General features: G+C 38.5%; 14 protein-coding genes and 1 pseudogene. 3 read left to right on the top strand and 12 right to left on the bottom strand.

What is annotated here, in order from left to right:
- Positions 1-206 precede the first annotated feature (206 nt).
- The 9 genes from NEOC95_RS04520 to NEOC95_RS04560 all read right to left on the bottom strand — a co-directional run bounded on the left by NEOC95_RS04520 (position 207) and on the right by NEOC95_RS04560 (position 8,240).
- Positions 207-1,181 (bottom strand): hypothetical protein, encoded by a 975-nt coding sequence (locus NEOC95_RS04520; RefSeq protein ID WP_213151849.1) that lies wholly within the window; start codon positions 1,179-1,181, stop codon positions 207-209.
- A 57-nt stretch (positions 1,182-1,238) separates the two neighbouring features.
- Complete coding sequence (locus NEOC95_RS04525; RefSeq protein WP_166156783.1) at positions 1,239-1,745, bottom strand: type III secretion T3S chaperone; 507 nt, start codon at positions 1,743-1,745, stop codon at positions 1,239-1,241.
- Positions 1,746-1,763: 18 nt separating this feature from the next.
- A complete protein-coding gene (gene fliI, locus NEOC95_RS04530; protein WP_502710273.1) occupies positions 1,764-3,083 on the bottom strand; it encodes a flagellar protein export ATPase FliI in 1,320 nt (439 codons plus the stop codon).
- A 96-nt stretch (positions 3,084-3,179) separates the two neighbouring features.
- Entirely contained in the window at positions 3,180-3,860 is a 681-nt protein-coding gene (locus NEOC95_RS04535; protein ID WP_166156777.1) for a hypothetical protein, read from the bottom strand.
- Positions 3,861-3,928: 68 nt separating this feature from the next.
- Positions 3,929-4,378 (bottom strand): CdsG family type III secretion system protein, encoded by a 450-nt coding sequence (locus NEOC95_RS04540; protein WP_166156774.1) that lies wholly within the window; start codon positions 4,376-4,378, stop codon positions 3,929-3,931.
- A gap of 146 nt (positions 4,379-4,524) precedes the next feature.
- Positions 4,525-4,818 (bottom strand): DUF5407 family protein, encoded by a 294-nt coding sequence (locus NEOC95_RS04545; protein ID WP_039386809.1) that lies wholly within the window; start codon positions 4,816-4,818, stop codon positions 4,525-4,527.
- A gap of 210 nt (positions 4,819-5,028) precedes the next feature.
- Positions 5,029-5,268, bottom strand: a complete 240-nt coding sequence (locus NEOC95_RS04550; RefSeq protein WP_213151850.1) for a DUF5398 family protein — start codon at positions 5,266-5,268, stop codon at positions 5,029-5,031.
- A gap of 120 nt (positions 5,269-5,388) precedes the next feature.
- Positions 5,389-7,803, bottom strand: coding sequence for a type III secretion system inner membrane ring subunit SctD (sctD, locus tag NEOC95_RS04555; RefSeq protein WP_213151851.1), 2,415 nt, complete (start codon positions 7,801-7,803; stop codon positions 5,389-5,391).
- Between the two features lie 38 nt (positions 7,804-7,841).
- Positions 7,842-8,240 (bottom strand): type III secretion system chaperone, encoded by a 399-nt coding sequence (locus NEOC95_RS04560; RefSeq protein WP_166156763.1) that lies wholly within the window; start codon positions 8,238-8,240, stop codon positions 7,842-7,844.
- A 799-nt stretch (positions 8,241-9,039) separates the two neighbouring features.
- Between NEOC95_RS04560 and NEOC95_RS04565 the strand changes: the two genes are divergently transcribed.
- The gene (locus tag NEOC95_RS04565; RefSeq protein WP_213151852.1) at positions 9,040-10,449 is read left to right on the top strand and encodes an RtcB family protein; all 1,410 of its coding nucleotides are present in this window, start codon (positions 9,040-9,042) and stop codon (positions 10,447-10,449) included.
- A 130-nt stretch (positions 10,450-10,579) separates the two neighbouring features.
- On the top strand, positions 10,580-13,777 hold the full coding sequence (locus NEOC95_RS04570; RefSeq protein ID WP_213151853.1) for an ankyrin repeat domain-containing protein: 3,198 nt from the start codon (positions 10,580-10,582) through the stop codon (positions 13,775-13,777).
- A 589-nt stretch (positions 13,778-14,366) separates the two neighbouring features.
- On the opposite strand, the gene NEOC95_RS04575 is transcribed toward NEOC95_RS04570, so the two are convergent.
- Together NEOC95_RS04575 and NEOC95_RS09600 are read right to left on the bottom strand one after the other, a co-directional pair.
- Positions 14,367-14,621, bottom strand: coding sequence for a DUF1670 domain-containing protein (locus NEOC95_RS04575; protein ID WP_213151854.1), 255 nt, complete (start codon positions 14,619-14,621; stop codon positions 14,367-14,369).
- A pseudogene (locus tag NEOC95_RS09600) lies at positions 14,611-14,661 on the bottom strand (hypothetical protein); the annotation flags it as partial. The gene NEOC95_RS04575 and the pseudogene NEOC95_RS09600, both read right to left, overlap by 11 nt.
- A 391-nt stretch (positions 14,662-15,052) precedes the next feature.
- Between NEOC95_RS09600 and NEOC95_RS04585 the strand changes: the two are divergent.
- Positions 15,053-17,398: a DUF4116 domain-containing protein gene (locus NEOC95_RS04585; protein ID WP_213151855.1), complete on the top strand. Its 2,346-nt coding sequence runs from the start codon at positions 15,053-15,055 to the stop codon at positions 17,396-17,398.
- A gap of 705 nt (positions 17,399-18,103) precedes the next feature.
- Here NEOC95_RS04585 and NEOC95_RS04590 read toward each other — a convergent pair.
- Positions 18,104-19,852, bottom strand: coding sequence for an SWIM zinc finger family protein (locus NEOC95_RS04590; protein WP_213151857.1), 1,749 nt, complete (start codon positions 19,850-19,852; stop codon positions 18,104-18,106).
- Positions 19,853-19,900 lie beyond the last annotated feature (48 nt).

The raw sequence follows: 19,900 nt of genomic DNA on the forward strand, positions 1-19,900 counted from the left end.
ATAGCGCTTTTTAAAAGATTGACATTTTCATGTTTATCACTATTTTTAACTTAATTCCAGTTTTTTTTTATCAAGGATAGAGGCGTCTATTTTAACCCATTCTTCATCAGATAAGCCTTTAGAAAAAAAAGGTTTTGTTTAGTCGGGTAGGAGCTCTGGCCCAAGCGATTTATCATCTTTTTAGCTTTCTTAAGAATTGGTAGTCCTTAACTTTCTTCATCTTCTTTTTGCTTTCTATTGTCTTGTCGTTTTTGCTGCTCCTCTTGCTGGCCATCACGTGGTGGTTGCTGAGGTGCTGCAGGATTAAATGGAGGAGTTTCAATTTGAGTAGTAGCTACTACCATATGGACAGTATACCCTTTTTCATTTAAGGATGAAAGCAAGGATTGTTGATTTTGTTGCATATCCATGAATGATTTGGCACCCTGGCTTAGATTTTCAAAGCGAATATTGAATTCTCCTTTGGCACTTTCATAGGAGGTGAGCACCAGATTGGCACCTGCAAACATAGGGGGATGCTTTAAAGTAACTATGGTATCCGTCTTACCTTGGCTATCTATGGTAGTGATAGCTTTCACAATAGCATCTATTAGCTGTTGCGTGGTCAGTTTTTGAGAAGGCATATTTGCCTCTAGATTTTGATTATGAGACTGAGAGCTAGAGCTTACATGCAAGGCTAGAGGGTTGACATAAGATAAATCCCCTGCCTCTTGGGAAAAGCGTATAGGCTTTTTATCTTCATTAGCTTCTAACTTATCTTTATGAGATTCTTCCCACATTCCTTCCCCTGTTTTAGCTCGGGAAGCTTTTTCCTTTAATGCTAAGTTTTTATAGAGCCCATTAGGAGATTCCATAGGGAGCTCTTCTGAGGAGACCATTTTAGCTACTTCAGAAGTTTCGCTCTCACTTTTCTTTTTAACTACTTCTTTAGAAAGATCAAACAGGGAGGGTTGTTTTGGACTAGGCATTTCTTCGGTAAGAGAAAGAACTTCTGCTTCAAAAGAGGGGTCTACAGTTTTTGCTTTTTTAGAATCTTCTTCTTCCTCTTTTTGACGACGTTCTTTTTCGCCAAGAACCTTTTGGAAATCGCGGGAGGAAGAGCCTGAAGGCCTAGAGCTTGAGGCGCGATTAATAGTGACATTATCTTTATTCTGATCGCCTGTAATTTTAAAGTTATACATATTAGCTAACTCCTTTTCTGTCTTTTTCACTGCCCATCAGACAGAAATTAATTTTTATCATTTTGAAGCTTTTGCGGATTGCATTCTGCCCAAGAACATCGTGCTTCCTAACTCATCTTGCTCGCGTGCTTCTATAATTTCTAATTCTTTAGCTCTTTCTTTTGTCCAGTCTTCTTGATGAGTTTTGAGCTTATCCACTTCTAAACGCTTTCGATCCAATTCTTGTTTAGCTTCTTCTACTTTATTTTGAGCCATTTTAACTTGATCTTTTTGATCCTTAACTTTTTTTTCTTCTATCTGTAGTTTTTCTGCCACTACTTTTAGATAAATTTTCATTTGCTGGACTTTGGGGCTGGTTGTAAGGTGGCTACTTTCAACACGTAATTGCTGCAATTTGTCTTGTTGATGGGCCAAAACCTTGTTTCTTACAGCTTCTACATTTTTTAACTTTTCTTCTTCCTTTGCTAATAACTCTTTTTTCTCTTTTAAAATTTTTTCAGCATCTTCTACACGTCGCCGTTTGATATCTAAAACCTGTTTCAAAGGATATATTATATTATTCATGAGAGCTCATAGTTCTTATCATTTGAAAAGATTTTTTAGCAATTGATAGGTCTCTTCAAAAGAGCATTTTTCTTCCACGCCTTGCTTTAAAAACCTATTAACTTTATCAATATAATCGATGGCAAAGTCACCTGCTTTATCGGCTCCTCGTTTATATTCACCAATTTTAATTAAAAGCTCATTTTTTTTATAGTTAGCTAATACTTCTTTTAATTTACCCACCAATTGTAAATGATCTTTAGGAACAATCGACATGATAACCCGGCTGGCAGAAGAAAGTACATCGATAGCAGGATAGTGATATTGACGCGCCAGATCGGCAGATAAAATTAAGTGACCATCTAAAATAGAGCGCACCTCATCGGCTACGGGTTCATTCATATCATCACCTGCTACCAAAATAGTATAGAAGGCGGTAATAGAGCCTTTATCTGAGTTGCCAGCACGTTCTAACAGCTTAGGCAGTGTGGAAAAAACAGAGGGAGTGTAACCTGCACGGGCAGGTGGTTCTCCAGCAGCTAAACCAACCTCACGCAAGGCACGCGCAAAGCGAGTCACAGAGTCCATCATTAAAATTACCGATTTACCTTGATCTCTAAAGTATTCGGCGATAGCTGTTCCTACATAGGCAGCATTGAGCCTTAGCTGCGAGGCTTGATCAGAAGTGGATACGACCAACACAGAACGCGCTAAACCTTCGGGTCCCAAATCTTTTTCGATAAAATCGCGTAGTTCACGTCCCCTCTCGCCAATAAGGCTGATTACGTTTACATCCGCACGTGCATTACGAGCAATCATGCCTAGTAAGGTTGATTTACCTCCACCAGCAGCTGCAAAAATTCCTACCCTTTGTCCTAAGCCGGTAGTCAGAACTCCGTCTATCGCCCGCACTCCAACAGATAAAGGGGATTCGATCCTTTTTCTTTTGACAGGATCGGGAGGAGCTTGAAGGACTGGATAAATCTCATCTACTTCTAAAGGCCCTTTGGTTTCTACATCTAGAGGTTCTCCTAACCCGTTCAATACGCGTCCTAAGAGATTAGGGCCTACCTTAATATGAAGAGGCATATGAGTGGGGATAACTTCTGAAGAAGGGCCTATCCCTTTCATTTCTCCTAGCGGAGAAAGAAGAACTTCTTCACGGGTGAAACCTACGACTTCTGTGCGTAATGGTTCACCTTCACGTTTGACAAGGCAAACTTCTCCAATTTTCACATTAGGAACAATAGCTTTGATTAGCATTCCCACTATTTCTGTGATGCGTCCATTGACGGTAGTCAACTCTAGCTCATCAATACTTCCTAAGAGTTTATCAAATTTATCATCCAAGCTCATTATTAATAGTGCTCCTTAATCTTCTCAATATGCTTAAAGTGATGGCAATAGTAGGCTTTTATTAATGATTCAAATCAACTTGCAAGCATTTTCTCGAAACTAGACTTGGACGTTCATAATTGTTTTGGTAGATTCTAGGGCTTTATTTAATACGCTACTAAAAAATTCTAGCTCTTGTTGGATAAAACCTACTTTAATTTGTACGGCTAGCATGGCTGCAGCATTTATATTATTTTTATTTAAATGCATGTATTGAACTTCTTTAGTAATCGATTTCAGTTGGGCTTGCCCATCGGTAAGAAAGCCTAAAAAGCGGTCAATCGGATTGGGAGAGATGGCTTGAGGAGCAGGGGGAACATTTTCTACTCCGGCAGCAGAAAGAGCTATCCGCAAGTTATCATTAATATGGGTAAGCTTGTTCTTTAAAAGATTACGGTAAGCTGGCTTAATAGCTTGTCCAGGGAGAGCTAGCTGGTCTTGAATTTGAGACATGCGTGACATGACATCTTGAGCTTGGGCTACAATATCTACTGGCTGTACTTTTTTAACTTGATCAACTTTTTTATTAAGCTCGGCCACTTGCTCCATTAAGGTAGGCTTACTATTGATCGACTCAATTTTTTCAACAGTCGTGGCTTCTTTTTGTTGCTTTTGCTGTTGCTCTTGCTGAAGCATCAAAGATTCAAAGTGATCCTTATCAACCAGTCCTTCTGCTTCTGCGTTTGCACTAAGCTTCGAACTGCCTATCTTTTTTATTTCGTCTATTTTATCTATTGTCATAATATTTAACTTCCTATCTTAATTTCATTAGGTTAACTAATTATTAAGATTGTTAAGCTACTCTACTTTTATTTTTTTACTTCACCTTTTTCATGATTGAAAAAGTGTGATTTTAAGTCATTTAAATCTTTTTGTGCCCATTGCAGCGAAAGGAATCCCAAGTTTTTAACTGTAGGGTCATTGCTTTTATCCATAGCTTCTTGAATAAGCTTTTCCCCTTTTTTACGTTTAGGCTTTGTTAATAGGAAGCTTATGCCCAAAAAAGTCTGTGCTAAATAATTTTCAGGTTCTTTTTGAACCACTTCTTCAAAAATTTTTGTAGCTTGCTTAACTTCCAATTTATTAAGAGCGATGTAGCCTAAGCCAATTTGAGGGGCTGTGCTGTCAGGATTGAGGGTTTGGGCAGCTTGGAAGATACGTGAAGCACTGATCTCATCAAGCTGTTTCACTGCTATAAAGCCTGCTTCAATGAAGAGAGAAAAATCTTCTTTGAAATCCTCAATCGTTTCTTTCGTCATGTTCCTGCTATCCTTTTTTTCCATCGTTCAATGATACCTGCAGATACTTAACTTTTAGACTTAGCCTGGATCAAAGGTAATCTTGCCTTTGCTCTTTATGAACATGCCTGTTTCTATCAGACTTTGATCCAGTCTTTTTTTTAAGCTTATGATTTAATATTACGTGCCATTGATGAAATCGCCGTATTAGAGGCACTGACAATATCAGTAGTCATTTCTGATAACTGAGAAAGGTGATTCATCAGCATTTGCATTTCAAACATATCTCCAATACTAATAGAACTTCTATTATTTTGAATTTGCAGTAGTTTAGCTTTAGCGCTAGATACAGCATTGTTAATGATACCAATAAGCGATTGTACCTCAAATCCCGATTGGCGATTAGCTCCGCTATAGCTAGTAGGAGCTGAAGGAAATGATTGGTTACTATTTGAAGACATATTTTATCCTCCTGTTAATTTAGGAGTATAAGCGTGCCAGAGATTCATACTGGAAATTTCATTTCCTGAAGATGAGCATTCATCTTCTTTCTGAATCACTTCTCACTTCATACATGTTGTTAAGCGTTCAGCTGGGCCTCAATTTGATAGAGAATCAATCCTCTATCTCTGCTTTTAGAAATTGCCGCCCAGCAGAGCGCTTAATTTAGTTTACTTAGGCGAGAGGCGGGACATAATTTTTAATAAAGAGGTGTACCCATGTAAAAGTACTCCCAATTTGTCAAATTCGTCTTTATTTTCACCTTTTCTTAATAAACTTCTAATATCCTGTATTCTTTCTTCGACTTTTTTCTTATAATCTTGATGGCTATTAAAAGCTTTTAATTCTTTTTCTAGCTCAAAAGTAAACTCTTCGCCTTTTTTCTTTTTCTGCTTTTCAAGACCAAACATTTATTACCTCATTCACGCACTACTAGCATTAATATAGGGATTTCAGCACCCTTAAGTTTATTATAATATGGAATAGGAAATAATTGCAAGAAAGAGAAGTATTACTTTTTTTTTCTCTCTTTAGCGATTATACTCAATACGATACTTAACTCCTTCTTTTTCTAAGAAGACAGCGTTAGGCTTAATACTTATTATCGTCATTCCATCCAAAACATCTCCTCGCGTAAGTATGCGACCATTGATTACCACATTGGTGTTCACATCCCCTTGGTGGGAAACGCCTGTAATTTCATATCTATCGGTTATATTGATCATCGATTGCTCAGGTGCTAACTCAGCCACAAAATTTTTAATCGAGCGTACACCTGGAATTTCTTTAATCTTAATGAGGGTCTGATTGTAATCATTCATTTTTCCAGCAGGAAGATGGCCTGAAAGAATAACCTCTCCTTCATTCATTTGAGAGGATATATCTTTAAAACCTTGGTTTTGTAAAAGCGCACTTATCGCAGAAACGGCATCTTCTTCAACGATCACGCGTTTTTCTAATAGATCGAGGTAGGGAAAATTAGAGGCAATATAATCCCACAGCTGCTCGGCCTGCTTTCTAGATTTTAGGTAGCCAGAGATGACAAAATGACCAGGGGTAGGCGAATGAATGGAAATACCTTTCCAATTAGAGTTTTGGGAAAGTATTTGGTTAATTTCTCTCCAAACCCCTTCATCAATAATCACCCCACTGTCATCAATGCTACGTAGATAAGGGAAGCCTTGTAGGTTGTATAAAAGTTGTGTTTTATCTGATCCTGATAAAACGTGCCCCACAAGAAGTAGGCGCCCTGTATTACGATTAAAAGAGTATTTAACATGTGGAAAAGCTGATAATGCTTCTGTAAGGTCACGTTCGGGATTAATAACTTGTTGGGAGACCACAGGTTTACTCTTAAATAAAGTTGCGGTACCAATTCCAATGATAACAAATAAGCCTGTAATGATAGCGATTAAAATAAAAGCTCCTAAAGCTTCATGGGGGTATACCTTGTTAGGAGGTGGAGCGATTACAGGAGGTGCTGCCGTGGGAACTTCTTCGACAGGTGCTTCACCTTCAGCCGCAGGGGCAGGGGCGGGAGTTAATTCTTGAGGCTCTTCTTTTAGAGTTTTAACTATGGAAGGAAGCAAAGGAGCAATAATTGTTTGCATTTCACCTTCCCGGTCGTAAACCACAAAAGAGGAGGTGCCCATAAGAATTAAAGTATTGGTAGGAATAGATTCTCTACCTGTTAAAGGCTTTCCATCTACAAACGTTCCATTGCGACTTCCTAAGTCTTCTAAACTTATCGTATCTTCTTCCGTTACAGTAATCTTAGCATGTTGACGTGAAACACTAGTATCATGGAAAACTATGTCACAACTATTAGGATCAGTTCCAATGAGGTAAGTACAAGAAGGCTGGAGAGTAAACTCGGCCCCATGATTAGGCCCTCCTACCACTTTAATCAGCCAACGGCCTGTTTCAGCTAAATCGAAGTGAATTTCAGGATAATTAGCCGTTTCTAGCGACTCTTCAAAAATAGAAATATCTTCATCATTCTGCTGGTCCTCAGATGGACTTGCTTCTTGGGATAACTGTGAGAAATGAGAATCATTCATCCTCTGGTTTTCATCTTCCTTGGGATCTGTAGATATTTCTAAATCACCTTGCCTTTCTGCCCAAGAACCATTCATTGTTTCTTGCTCTCTTTCTTGTTCCGGTGAGCTTTCTAAAAACTCATCGTCACTCTCCAATTCTTGTGGGGAAATACCCTTATCCTCAGCAAGAGGTAACGGGGTTTTATCTTTTCCCTCAGGCGATTGATCTTTAGAGGGCTTATCTTCCTCTGTGAATTTTTTTTCCTCTTCAGAAGCTGCCTCTCTATTTTCCTCTAAAGGAGTGAAAAAGCCTTCTTCATTAAAGGTAGTAGAAGCAAAAGATGCATTGTCCTTATCTGACTGCTCATCTTCTTTACCTAGCGGCTGTGCTTGATCTAGGGCAGAGGATGGAAAATTTTCTCCTGCTTCTTTGGCTTCACTGAGAGAAGGATGAGATGCAAAAAGCTGAGAAGAGTGCTCGTCATCTAATGTAGGCAAAGTTTGTTCATCCTCTACACTTTCAGGAAGGTTTCCTTGCACGGAATCATTTAATTCTTCCTGCCCATTAAGAAGATTCTTTTTTTCTTCATCGAGCCATTGAGTCTCATCTTCTGCATAAAAACGATAAAGCCCTTCTCCTATTTGAACCCTATCTCCATGGTGCAGTAGCCAGGACTCTTGGATAGGCTGTTCGTTAACATACACCGGGTGGGCAAGGCTTAAAGCTTCAATTACAATACCCTCGGGAGTTTGGCGACAGAGTAGATGTTTACGTGAAGCAGAGGGATCTTCAATAAGCAGCTGGCAAGCGTCTGGATCACGGCCTATTACCCATTCGTTTCCTTCATCTAAGGAAAGTACAAGACCTTTTTGAACACCCTCTTCTGCAACTAATTTGGCGACCATATGTTAACCGTTGTTATATCTTATCTTCGTATTGAGAATTATTTTAAATGATGAAGCGCTTGTTCGCGCCAGAATAGAGCTACATTGTAGAAATCTTGAAGAAATTCATTAAAGCTCTTATAATCAAGATTATAATCGATCATACGCGATAGCGTCAATCGATTTCCATCCTCTGTTAGGCCTAATACACAATTCCTAGTGGTCTGTCCGAACAAGTTTGCATCCATTATTTCAGCCAAAAAGGCTTCAGGATTTTCTTTGGGGCAATCGCATAAAATGCATTGTAAAGAAAAGCCTTCAGCTAGCGTCCCTAGCTTGATAGAAACTTCTTCCTCAATAGGCAGACTAAAAATTCCTGGTGCTTCTTCTTGAAGTAAATCTTCATCAAGACCTAGATCTTTTGAAAGCTGGCTACAGAATTGTTTGAGATCGACCATATGGATCCCTACCTTTTTAAATCATCTCTGATATTTTATGTACCAAAAATAATGCCAAAAATAAAGATTAAAAATAAATGATGACCTTTAATTTTGTGATGAGCTCCTTACAAGCAATAGGCTACGTAAAACCTTAGATTACGTAAAACCTTTAAAACGAACAAGACCATTTGTTTTATCAAAGGTGAAACCAAAAAATTTAACTTCTTAGCGTTTCTTTTGTGTAAGCAAAATAAAGAGATGATAAAAATTAAGCTAGGTTTTTTTTATGCTTTAGATAAGGGCCAATTGGATGAATGTTAGAGAATAGAGCTTTATTTTGCTTCTACAAAATGACTCACTATCCTTTCACCTTCCTTAAAGGAACAAGGATTTTTCTCAATTACTTTTGGTCAAATGGCAAGCTGCTCTTCTGTTATCTACTTAGTTGTTCATATGCTTGGTTTTAGATTTGGATAAAATTTTTTACAAGTTAGACTAGAAAAGAGTAAGTTTTATCATGCCTTTACATGTATGATTGCTTTTTATTTCTTTATAAAGAATAAACAATTTTAAATAAACAACTTGCATGTTTTTTAGAAAATGCCTTTTTATCTTTAAAGGATTTTTTCTTAGTTTTAAAGATCCTAAAGGGTAGATTTTTTTATTTTTATCTCTAAGCTGGTGATCAATTTTTTCTCTCCAGTGTGAGGAAAAGCAATTTACCAATTTTTTTAAGAGGCATGAAAGACTTTGAAGTTGCTTGCTAATTTATTAAATGTCCCTCTCTTTAAACGCTTTAATCATAAAAAGTTGGCCTATGAATCCAAGAGAATTCCAAGCATTACTTAATCAAAAGATATTTACTTCGCCCGAAAAAGATAAGGCGTGGACTTTATACAAGAAAGAAAGCCCACAAAAAGCTCTTGCCTTCTTACAAACGATTGAAAATAAATTTGGCTCTATAAGAAGAAGCTTGCTTTTGCACCCTTTACCGGTTCCTTATAAAGTTTGGGGGGAGAATTATATTGAGGCAGAGACAATAGCGCAGATGGATAGAGCTGCTCGTCTACCTGTAGCGCTAGCAGGGGCTTTAATGCCTGATGCGCATCTAGGGTATGGTCTTCCTATCGGGGGAGTTTTGGCTACAGAAAATTCTGTTATTCCCTATGCCGTAGGGGTAGATATTGCTTGTAGGATGAAATTGACCATTTACCCTCTCCCGGCGCACGTTTTAGAAAATCCTACAAGCGTGGAATATAAACATCTTTATTCGGCTTTATTAGATAATACTGTATTTGGCGCAGGCGCTGCCGGCATTCACAAAGGTAAAATCGATCACCCAATATTAGAAAAATCCCAGTGGGAACTTACCTCATTGACACGTTCTTTAAGGCAAACGGCTATTTACCAAATTGGTACGAGCGGGGGAGGAAATCATTTCGTAGAATGGGGTGAGCTAAAAATTTTTGAGGCAGAAAATCCTTTTAAGCTTGCGGCGGGATCTTACCTGGCATTGCTCTCACACAGCGGCTCAAGAGGAGTGGGTTTTAAAATAGCTGATTATTATACTAAAATGGCCATGACCCAGCTGAAAGAATTGGACCATTCTGTTAAGCATTTAGCTTGGTTACGTTTAGATCATGATCTAGGTAGGGAGTATTGGGAAGCGATGCAGCTGGCAGGCCAATTTGCTTCTGCCAATCACCATGTTATTCACCAAAGAATAGCAGAGGCAGCAGGAATAACTCCCATTGCCACAGTAGAAAATCACCATAATTTCGCTTGGCGGGAAAAGATTCATGTGCAGGGAAAGGAAAAAGAGGCTATCGTCCATCGCAAAGGTTCAACACCTAGTGGAAAAGGTGTGTTAGGGATTATTCCAGGAACGATGGCTGATGCTGGCTATGTGGTTGTAGGTAAGGGCAATCCAGATTCATTAAACTCGGCTTCACATGGCAGTGGCCGGCAAATGGCGCGCACTAAAGCAAAAAAGACGATTTCTTTAGAGCAACATCTCAATTCTTTATTAAAGCAGGGCATAAATTTAATAGGTGGGGGATTAGACGAATCACCTCAAGCTTATAAACCTATCGAGGCAGTCATGGAAGAACAGAAAGACTTAGTTGAGGTGATAGGAAAATTCCAGCCAAGAATTGTACGCATGGCCGCTGAAGGTAGCTTAAGCTCACTATCTTCATTGCCTCAAGGAATTGTAGAAGGTGAGTAATGGTAAAGATCTACAAAAATCTCTAGGTAAAGCAAGAAAGTTTACCTTAAAAAATAAATAATTTTCTTAAAAAATAAGTTTTTGTATAAGGTGAACTCAAGAGAAAAATTTACCATTTAAGGATCTATACATGGAAGCTCCTCTTCAATCAAAACCTTTTTATGTGACCCCTGAGGGAAAAGAATTTAGCCAGTCTCACGTAAAGCTTAATATTAAAAAAGACAAAAAATGGGCTTACAAGCCTCATGCTGATTATCGTTTTGGCGATTCGCATTTATTTTATGCCTGCCGATCCAATCAAAAAGAAGCCACTTTATTCTTCCTAAAAAAGATGACGAATTGGGTTTTGTCTAGTCCTCCCGTCAATATAGACAATGAGTCCATTATTCACCTAGCTTGCCACAATGGAGATCTAGACATCTTGCGTAGCATGCTTGCGCATTGCCGTGGGTCACCGGGAATAAATAAAAAAAATGCTATGGGAAGAACTCCTTTAGCCATTTTAGCAGAAAAAGCTAATCGTTTAGGAGTTATGACTTTGCTTGTGCATGCTATTCGCACCTGGAAGTTTGATCCTACGGAAACGCATGATCCTTTAACAATAGCGATTAATATAGGTAGAGAGGACATTGCCGGGCTTTTTATTGCCTATGAAAAAAAATGGCAACATAACTCTTTTAAACGGCATTTAATAGAGCAACCAAACTTACAAAAATTATGGGATCATCCAGACACAGATCGCTGGGGATGTCTATTTAATAGCCTTCCTTCGATGATGACACGTATTCAAACTGTGATAGAAATGAATGACATTGAAGGCATAAAAGCTGCTATATCGCTTGATCATGAATTTAAATACGCCGGGTCCACTCCTAATCTTTTAAAAATAGCTCTCGGCTATAAAGATTCATCCCTGCTTCGTGTTTTAATCGAGCTGGGATTAGAAAAAGCTAAATTTAAGAAAGAAACTTTTATGCTCCATGCTGCTGCTAAATGGTGTGATTATGAGCTAATCCAACGCATCAGCCAAAAATATGCAGAGAAGGGAAAGCTACAGAAAGTTTTGCAGACATATGATAGTAGGGGAGAGACACCTTTATATAAACTATGCGAGGAGCTGGCTAAAGAAGATGGTTTATCCGCAGCTGCAGAAGAGACCCTTAAATTTTTTTTAGATAATGGAAGCTTTATACGTTTAGCCTCTAAAACAGGTTCGCTGCCTAAAGTTGTTTTAAAAGGTAAAAACTATGATTTAAGAAGATTCTTTAGAAAAAATGCCGGCAAAGATAAAGAGGAGTTTTCAAAAATTTCTTCCGAGGATCTTTATAAGATTAAAAGGGAAGAACTTTTAAAGATGGATTCTGTTGCCCACATAGAGAAAGAAGGGATTAATCAACTGCTTAAGGAAGCTTTAAAATTAAAAGACCAGGATTTTGTAAGCCATCTAGTTTTAATAGGAGCACAACCTGACCAAGAATGTTTCCTCATCGCTATTGATCATCAGCTTTTTTCAGTGGCGGAAGCGCTTTTAAATAATCGATACGGGGTTGTTCCTTTACCTGGTAGCCTCCCTAAGTTAGGCAAGGAGGGAAACTTTTTCATTAAGCACTGGTTAGAAAAGATAGGGGATGCTAGCCTGCGATTAAAAGAAGCTGAGTTCCAAGATCTGGGGATTGAAGAAGCAATTAAAGACGCTTCTTCCCTGCTCACTATTCCTCAAAAAATTATGTATGCCGTGCGCTATCAATCTTCTTCAATGCTAACCACTTTATTAAAGAGTTCTCCTCGTACACTTACCACTCTTTCACCTTTACAATTACAAGAAGTATGGAGTGTTGCCTGTAGTCGCTCAGTAGATGCCGTCCAAGCTTTAATAAAGGAAGGATTGGATCTTACCTTAAAGGATGAAGAAGATAATGGTGGCTTGCATCTGGCTGCCAAAGCTCTTAATGTTGAGATTTTAAAGTACTTTATCCAACAAAAAATGGATGTCAACGCTCTTAATAAAAGCGGCCTGACCCCCTTACAGCTGGTACAGGGAAAAGATTGTGATATAGATGAACTTATTTCTTGTATTCAAGTGCTTCTGCAAGCAGAAGCACAAGGTCTTTCATCAGGGCAGCTTGAACTAATCTGGAATAAAGCTAAAAATTTAAAAGATGAAGCCTATCTCCTTGACTTATTCCACAAGATGCCCAACCAGGTGATTTGGCATTGTTTTGGATCGGGTGGTTGTGACACCCTTCAATGGCTTTTATCGAAGAGCAAGGTCCCTATCACCTTTACAGCTGAGGAAACTGATCAATTATTAAAATTTGCTTGTTACAATGACGATTGCTTGCGAGTTATCCATGAGCAAAAATGGGTGGACTTGAATAGGATGGATGCTTCAAAAAATACAATCTTTCATAAGGCTGCTGAGCGTCGAGCTTTAGAGGTAATGAAGTGTTTGTCCTCTCGGAAAATAAGTAATATTAATGTAATAAATGCTAACCAATTAGCAGCAATAGATATCTTAGTTAAAGGAGAAGCTACTTCTAAGCTATGCAACACTATTCTTCATTTGGTTGAACAGGGAGCAATCGTACAGAAACCGGCGACTATACAAGCAATATGGAAAAGTTTTATCTTAAAACAACCTTCCCAGCTTTACAAACTATATGAGAGAAAAATCTTGGCACCTCTTAACGAAGAGGGAGATACTCCTATTCACTTTGCTACGCATTCTGCAGGACCTGAAATTCTTCGCGAGCTCATCAGTTATCAATATTGGCCTGTTGATCATCCAAATGAGTATGGCTCCACGGCGCTAGACTTAATATTTCATCAAAATTGGTGCCGAATAAAGCAGGAGACTTTTGAAAAGATTTTTCTTTTATTAAAAGCGGGTGCCAAAGTAACGCAGGCAAAATCTCACGGTGGATGGCCTCTTCCTGCTATCTTTGATAAATTATGGACCGATAATTTTAATGAGCAGAGTAAATATTGGGATGGACAAAAGAATTGGGGCGTAAATAGTAAGGATTCCTCTAGCTTACAAAATGCGGTAAAAATTTTCTGGGAAGATAGAAAAGGAATGGTTGATTCACTTATCAACCTTTATGCAGGAGATAAGGGAAATATTCAAGCCCTTTTGTACTATATGGATAACCACTATTGGGAAGAATACTATTATTATTATAGTGGCGGAGGGTATGTGAAGCAAAATATAGCTTATGTAGGCACAGTAGAGAAAATTCTTCCTCCTAGTAAGAACATAGCTCATCGTAAGCATTCTATCAAAGATACCTTACCTGAAATTTACAAGGATTTAAAGAAGATGATCTAAAGTTTAGAAAAGGATACAGAGGGCTCTGTAGTCTTTTCTATAATGATCTCTTTATCAGCCCTTTATAGGAAAACATTAACGGCTAGAGAAGCAAAAAGCTAACGGCCTCTTAAGTTTTTTACGTTTCCTAAGGGTAAAAAATTATAAAAGCTTGAACAGCTATAGAAGAGAATTAATAATAAGAAAGGACGCTATTAATAAACAGTCCTTAGGTGGACCACAGGGAGGAATTTCATCGCTTGGCGTCTTTTTAGTTTAAGTTTTTGGTTCAGTGGATTATACGCTTTTGAGCTACTTCTTATATAACCCTGTCCTTCATAAAATCCTTCTCATTAATTAGAGAGACATCTTTCAGCGGGAGGGTTATGTAGATAAGTTTTTTAAACGTATCAGTCCTGTCCTAAATAGTATCTAAGCTGACAAACATGAATTAACTGACAGAAATAGTACCTGCCAGGTAACTTATGTTTGTCAGGTCAAGTACTGTTTAGGACAAATTATATAACGGTAAAAACAGACCCCTGTTTTTAAAAAATTTTAAATAAGAACATTTGTCATTAACTGGCATTTAACTCAATCTTTTTTCTGATTAATATTTTTTATCAACACCTTCATTTATTGTTTTCCGCTTATATTGTTCAATAATCTTTTTATATTCATTGACTAAGTGAGAAGTCCTACCCACCGAAAAAGCTGCTTCTTCTGTAGACATACCTTTTTGTTTGCATAGCAATATTTGCTTGAAAGTGGATATATACCTTTGTATCGCCGGTAAAAAGGGCTTTGTTTCTCTACTCACTTGCTGAACAGTTTTTTGCTCGATAAAGAGCTTTTTAATGATCATTTGTTTTGTGAGTTAAAGTAGGGCCTATATCATGGATAGATCCTCTTCTTGGAAGAACCTCGCGGTTTTCTAATTCCTACTCCTTGATATATTTGCCTACACTTTGTGGCGATATTTTTAAAAAAATAGCTAATTATGCATGGGTTAAGCAACCTTCTTGATCAAAAGCTTGCTTGCACATCCGCGCCACAGCTTCTTTTTTTATAGCCTTTAATTTTTTCCCTTTGGCTCTTTCCATAGCATCTTGCAAGCTTACCAAGCAAAAATAAAAAAGAGATCTGCCTACTTATGTAAAAGTGATCGTTTTAAGGAAAGAAGTAGCTGCTTTATTTAATAGGTTGTATTTAATTAACTTGTTGCTTTCTTTTAAATTTAATAACATGATTGTGTTTAGTTGTTTTTAATTTAAGCTCGTTATTGAGGGATATTCAGTGGAAATAAATAAGTTATCTCAGGCTTGCAGTTATATAGATAAGGTGGCTGATTACATACCCATCGTCAGTACAGTAACTAACCTATTTGATATTTTTCAAAAACAGGTCATTTTACGCTCTAAACAAAAAGAAAATATAAATAAAAGCTCCTATTATCGACATCTTAGTCAGAAAAGCTTTAAACGGTGTATCATCTTGCTAATTCCTATTCTAGGAAATATAGTTGTAGGCATTTGGGACTTTACTCATCAAAAATGCTACCCTAGCTCCCCCCCAGCGGTGCATCCTGCATCTCCACAGCTTAGCTTCCCTTCCAGTAATACAGCCGCTATGCTTACCGCTGTCCAGCAAAACGTTTGGACCCCTGAGCCTGCTGAGCTTAAGCTAAAAAGCAGGAAAAGTAAGGAAGCTGTTGCCGTTCAGAAGGAGCCGCGACATGTGGGGGAGTGGCTATCAGAAATAGAATTAAATAAAGAAAAGAGATGTCTGCTTGCTGCCGTTAGACGAGATGGCTTGAAACTTCAGTATGCAAGTGAAGTTCAAAAAAAAGATAAAAAAGTGGTGCTTGCTGCCGTTCAGCAAAATGGTAAGGCACTTGCATACGCCAACCAGGCATTAAAAGAAGATGAAGATGTCGTGCTTGCTGCTGTTCAGCAAAATGGCACGTCCTTTGAGTATGCGCATGAGAAACTTAAAAATGAGAGAAGTTTTGTGCTTGCTGCCGTTAAGCAAGATGGCCGGGCACTTCAGTACGCCAGCCAAGAATTAAAAGAAGATAGAGAAGTAGTATTTGCTGCCGTTAAGCAGAATGGCTCGGCACTTCAGTACGCCAGCCAGGAATTAAAAAAAGATAAAGAAGTGGTGCTTGCTGCTGTTGAGCAAAATGGCTGGCTACTTCGGGAGGCAAGCCAGGAGTTAAAAAAAGATAAAGAAGTGGTGCTTGCTGCCGTTAAGCGAGATGGCTGGGCACTTCAGTACGCCAGCCAGGAATTAAAAAAAGATAAGGAAGTGGTGCTTGCTGCCGTTAAGCAACATGGCTTGGCACTTGAGTACGCCAGCCAGGCATTAAAAGAAGATAAAGAAGTAGTGCTTGCTGCCGTTAAGCAACATGGCTTTGCATCTTATTATGCCAGCCAAAAATTAAAAGAAAATAGAGAAGTGGTGCTTGCTGCCGTCCAGCAAAATGGCTCGACCTTTGAGTATGCGCCTGAAGAGCTTAAAAATGAGAGAAGTTTTGTACTTATTGCCGTTCAACAAAAAGGTTGGGCACTTAAGTTCGCAAGCCAGAAGTTAAAAGAAGATAAAGAAGTGGTGTTTGCGGCTATTGAGCAAGATGGCTCGGTACTTGAGTACGCAAGCCAGGATTTAAAAAAAGATAATGAAGTAGTCCTTGCTGCCGTTAAGCAAGATGGCATGGCACTTAAGTTTGCAAGCCAGAAGTTAAAAGAAGATAAAGAAGTGGTGCTTGCTGCTATTAAGCAAAATGGCTTGGCACTTGAGTACGCCAGCCAGGAATTAAAAGAAGATAAAGAAGTGGTGCTTGCTGCTATTAAGCAAAATGGCTGCGCACTTCAGTACGCCAGCCAGGGTTTAAAGAAAGATAAAGAGGTGGTACTTGCTGCTGTTAAGCAAAATGGCCTGGCACTTCGGCATGCAGGCAAGAAATTAAAAAAAGATAGAGAAATTGTGCTTGCTGCTGTGCAGCAAGAGGGCCGATCACTTGGGTATGTAAGCAAAGAAGATAAAGAAGTGGTGCTTGCTGCCCTCAAGCAAGATGGCTGGGTACTTAAGTACGCAAGCCAGGTATTGAAAAGAGATAAAGAATTTGTACTTGCTGCTGTTAAGCAAAATGGCTGGGCACTTGAGTACGCCAGCCAGGCATTAAAAGAAGATAAAGAAGTAATGCTTGTTGCCGTTGAGCAAAATGGCTGGGCACTTGAGTACGCCAGCCAGGAGCTAAAGGAAGATAAAGAAATTGTGCTTGCTGCAGTTAAGCAAGATGGCTTGGCACTTAAGTTTGCAAGCCAGGAGTTAAAAGAAGATAAAGAAGTGGTGCTCGCTGCCGTTAAGCAAAATGGCTGTGCACTTCAGTACACCAGCCTGGCATTAAAGAATGATAAAGAAGTGGTACTTGCTGCCGTTAAGCAAAATGGCTTAGCCTTTTATTACGCAAGCCAGATGCTAAACAAAGATAAAGAAGTGGTGCTTGCTGCCGTTAAGCAAAATGATAGGGCACTTCAGTTCGCCAGCCAGGAGTTAAAAGAAGATGAAGAAGTAGTGCTTGCTGCCGTTAAGCAAAGAGACGCAGCACTTCAGTATGATAGAGAAGAGTTAAGGATTTGAAAAGGAAGAGCTAAAGATCACGATAGAGCTAGGTTAAAAAAGTTACTATAAGCTTAAAGCACGTATGGCCAACTTCACGTTTAAACTCAATCAAGAATAGATCTAAGTCGCTTTCTATAGAGTGCAAAGGTAACTGTTTATACGCTTTAAAAAAACTTAGTCTGCATACCCAACCTTCTGAAAGATCCGCTTATGCTTAACAAAAGGAGCTTTATAAAGTACGTGAGTGCATAAAGAGTAGATGAAAAGCATATTGTTTTTACTTCGAGCAGAAAAATGACTTTATCATCCTGAGCACCTATCAATTACTGTCGACTAATGAGATTACTTTCCATAAGGCGCGTTGTTTAAAATTTTATCCGCATTGCCGCTTCTGCCATGCCTAGGATTGATAAGATTTATCCATAGCAGCAGATTGAGGTTTCTCTATCAAATTCTGAGGACATTTAATAGATTTTGTAACAAAGGGGGGCCTTGTTGCAATAGGGAAAGATGCTTAAAAACACGATGGAGCCTAAAAATTCTCCTCAAAATTGAGAAGAATATTTAGCAATCTGGGGGAGGCAGTTCCTTTCCAAAAACTCTTATCGACTTAGAAAAATAGATATGGCTTACTTAAATCTCGTTAAGCGTGCTTTAAGAATAGAGCTTAAGCCTTTTGCGTCTATACTTATTTAAGAGATTCTCTCTCCTAAGGTATGGAAGTTATAGGTCAATGTTATGTTTGGTAAGGAGTTCTTTTAACTTGGGAACCAAATTGCGTTTACGATGGTGTTCCTCAAGAAGCTGCCGGATATTTTTAGTCCATTGAGCGATAGATTGTGCTTGTATAGCAGCAAGATAAGCTTTATCCAACCACTCTGCTGCTCGGTCATAATAAGATGCCCCTTGCTGAATGGCCTCTGTGGCAAGTTTTTGACAGTTTTTTAAAGCCCATTCAGGCCGCTGAGTTAAAGCTTCCTCAATAAGAAACTCCGGCATAGTCCTAAATTTTTCTGCAATCTTAATAGCTTCATCAATCATTTTCTCATATAAAAGAATTTTAATTGACTCCTCATAATGGTAGGGCCTGTCAATTTGAACAAATTTTAAAATGCCTGGTTTGATGATATCCCATTGGCTTTGCGCCCCCTTTTGTAAAGCTTTATAGTCTTCCAAAGAAGAGGCCATAGTAAGCAAATCTACTCCAGCTCTTATACCTATCTGGATTTGACCTGCTTCAAAAGCTAGATCTCTTGTCCATCTTAATAAATTTCTTGCTAGCCAACCTTCTTCATGGGGTCTTTTATAGCAAAGAGCTGTTTTTAAAGCCAATTGGAGCTCTTTACATCCATAAAATTGCTGAGAAAGCTCTAAAAGTAGATTAGGGTCTCGAATATGGCTACTAATGAAATTTTCTGCTTCAACATATCTTTTAAGCTCAATGAGTAATTTCGCATATTCTTCGTCCATGCGCGCTAGATGAGCTAAAAGTAGACAGGTATCAAGCTTTTTTCGTCGTTTTAAAACATGAAAAGCAACGCTGGCAATTTTTTTGCTGACCTCTTCATCTAGCTCAGTAGCAAAAACTGCTTGATTAGTAAGAGCTGCTTTCAGTAAGGGATAGTCCCAGCCAACCTTCATCAATTCAAGAGCAGCATCAAAAGCGCCATCCGATTCTTCGTTCCAATCATAAAAAATTTCAATCCAGACTGCTTTTTCTTGCGAAGAAAAATGACTGATAAGAATGGCTTCTATCCAAAGCGACGCTAAAGCATCTAAAAGTTCCTCGTAAAGGTCATCTCCGCCAAAGTCGGTAAAGGTTTCTTTTCTTTCTATTAACGGCTTAGTGATCGCCTTTAGAATAGCAAAAGCATTAACCCCATCTTCAGCTTTTAAGAAAGGAATAACTTGTTCCATTAGTTCTTCAATTCTTAAAGCTATCTGGCTTAAACCCTCTCCTTCATCGTCCCAAAAATCATAATCCTGATAAAGGATATCTTCCATTTCACTAACAATGACTTGAGTATCCAGAAGAGATGTTGGTTCCCCGGTTGCTACAGGGCGGATAAGAAAGATTCGAATATCCTTCACCAGATAAGGATGTTGCTCGATCAGCCTTAATAATAATGATCTAAGCGTGCTCAGATCTAAGGTTCTTAGTATCTCTTCTAAAGGAGGTTCCAAGGATTCAATACCTTGACGAGCCATTTTAAGTAAGACTGCTACAAGGTGCTTGCAAGGATAAAAATCACACGGGCAGGAGCAGTAGCCTTTTTGCCAATCTTGATTTTTTAGAGAAACTTTTACTTGGTAAGGCTCGGGTGAGCTACCTTGAACTGTAGCATATAAAGTATCCGTGGCTATGGTTAAAAAAGTAACTTTTTCAATGTAATTTTCACCCTTAAGGAAAGTGTTTGGAAAACACCATTCTTTAATCATAGCTTCATTAAAATAAAAAGGATTTTTTCTCATAATTTTTGGCTCTGTTATCAAAATCCTCAATCAAATTAAATACATATT

This window comes from Neochlamydia sp. AcF95 (genome assembly GCF_018342455.1).
Taxonomy (GTDB): domain Bacteria; phylum Chlamydiota; class Chlamydiia; order Chlamydiales; family Parachlamydiaceae; genus Neochlamydia.

Coding starts and splice junctions, on each gene's coding strand:
- NEOC95_RS04545 (WP_039386809.1), bottom strand. CDS start 4,818: ATGTCTTCAAATAGTAACCAATCATTTCCTTCAGCTCCTACTAGCTAT.
- NEOC95_RS04565 (WP_213151852.1), top strand. CDS start 9,040: ATGAATCCAAGAGAATTCCAAGCATTACTTAATCAAAAGATATTTACT.
- NEOC95_RS04570 (WP_213151853.1), top strand. CDS start 10,580: ATGGAAGCTCCTCTTCAATCAAAACCTTTTTATGTGACCCCTGAGGGA.
- NEOC95_RS04535 (WP_166156777.1), bottom strand. CDS start 3,860: ATGACAATAGATAAAATAGACGAAATAAAAAAGATAGGCAGTTCGAAG.
- NEOC95_RS04560 (WP_166156763.1), bottom strand. CDS start 8,240: ATGGTCGATCTCAAACAATTCTGTAGCCAGCTTTCAAAAGATCTAGGT.
- NEOC95_RS04520 (WP_213151849.1), bottom strand. CDS start 1,181: ATGTATAACTTTAAAATTACAGGCGATCAGAATAAAGATAATGTCACT.
- NEOC95_RS04575 (WP_213151854.1), bottom strand. CDS start 14,621: ATGATCATTAAAAAGCTCTTTATCGAGCAAAAAACTGTTCAGCAAGTG.
- NEOC95_RS04550 (WP_213151850.1), bottom strand. CDS start 5,268: ATGTTTGGTCTTGAAAAGCAGAAAAAGAAAAAAGGCGAAGAGTTTACT.
- NEOC95_RS04540 (WP_166156774.1), bottom strand. CDS start 4,378: ATGACGAAAGAAACGATTGAGGATTTCAAAGAAGATTTTTCTCTCTTC.
- sctD (WP_213151851.1), bottom strand. CDS start 7,803: ATGGTCGCCAAATTAGTTGCAGAAGAGGGTGTTCAAAAAGGTCTTGTA.
- NEOC95_RS04590 (WP_213151857.1), bottom strand. CDS start 19,852: ATGAGAAAAAATCCTTTTTATTTTAATGAAGCTATGATTAAAGAATGG.
- NEOC95_RS04525 (WP_166156783.1), bottom strand. CDS start 1,745: ATGAATAATATAATATATCCTTTGAAACAGGTTTTAGATATCAAACGG.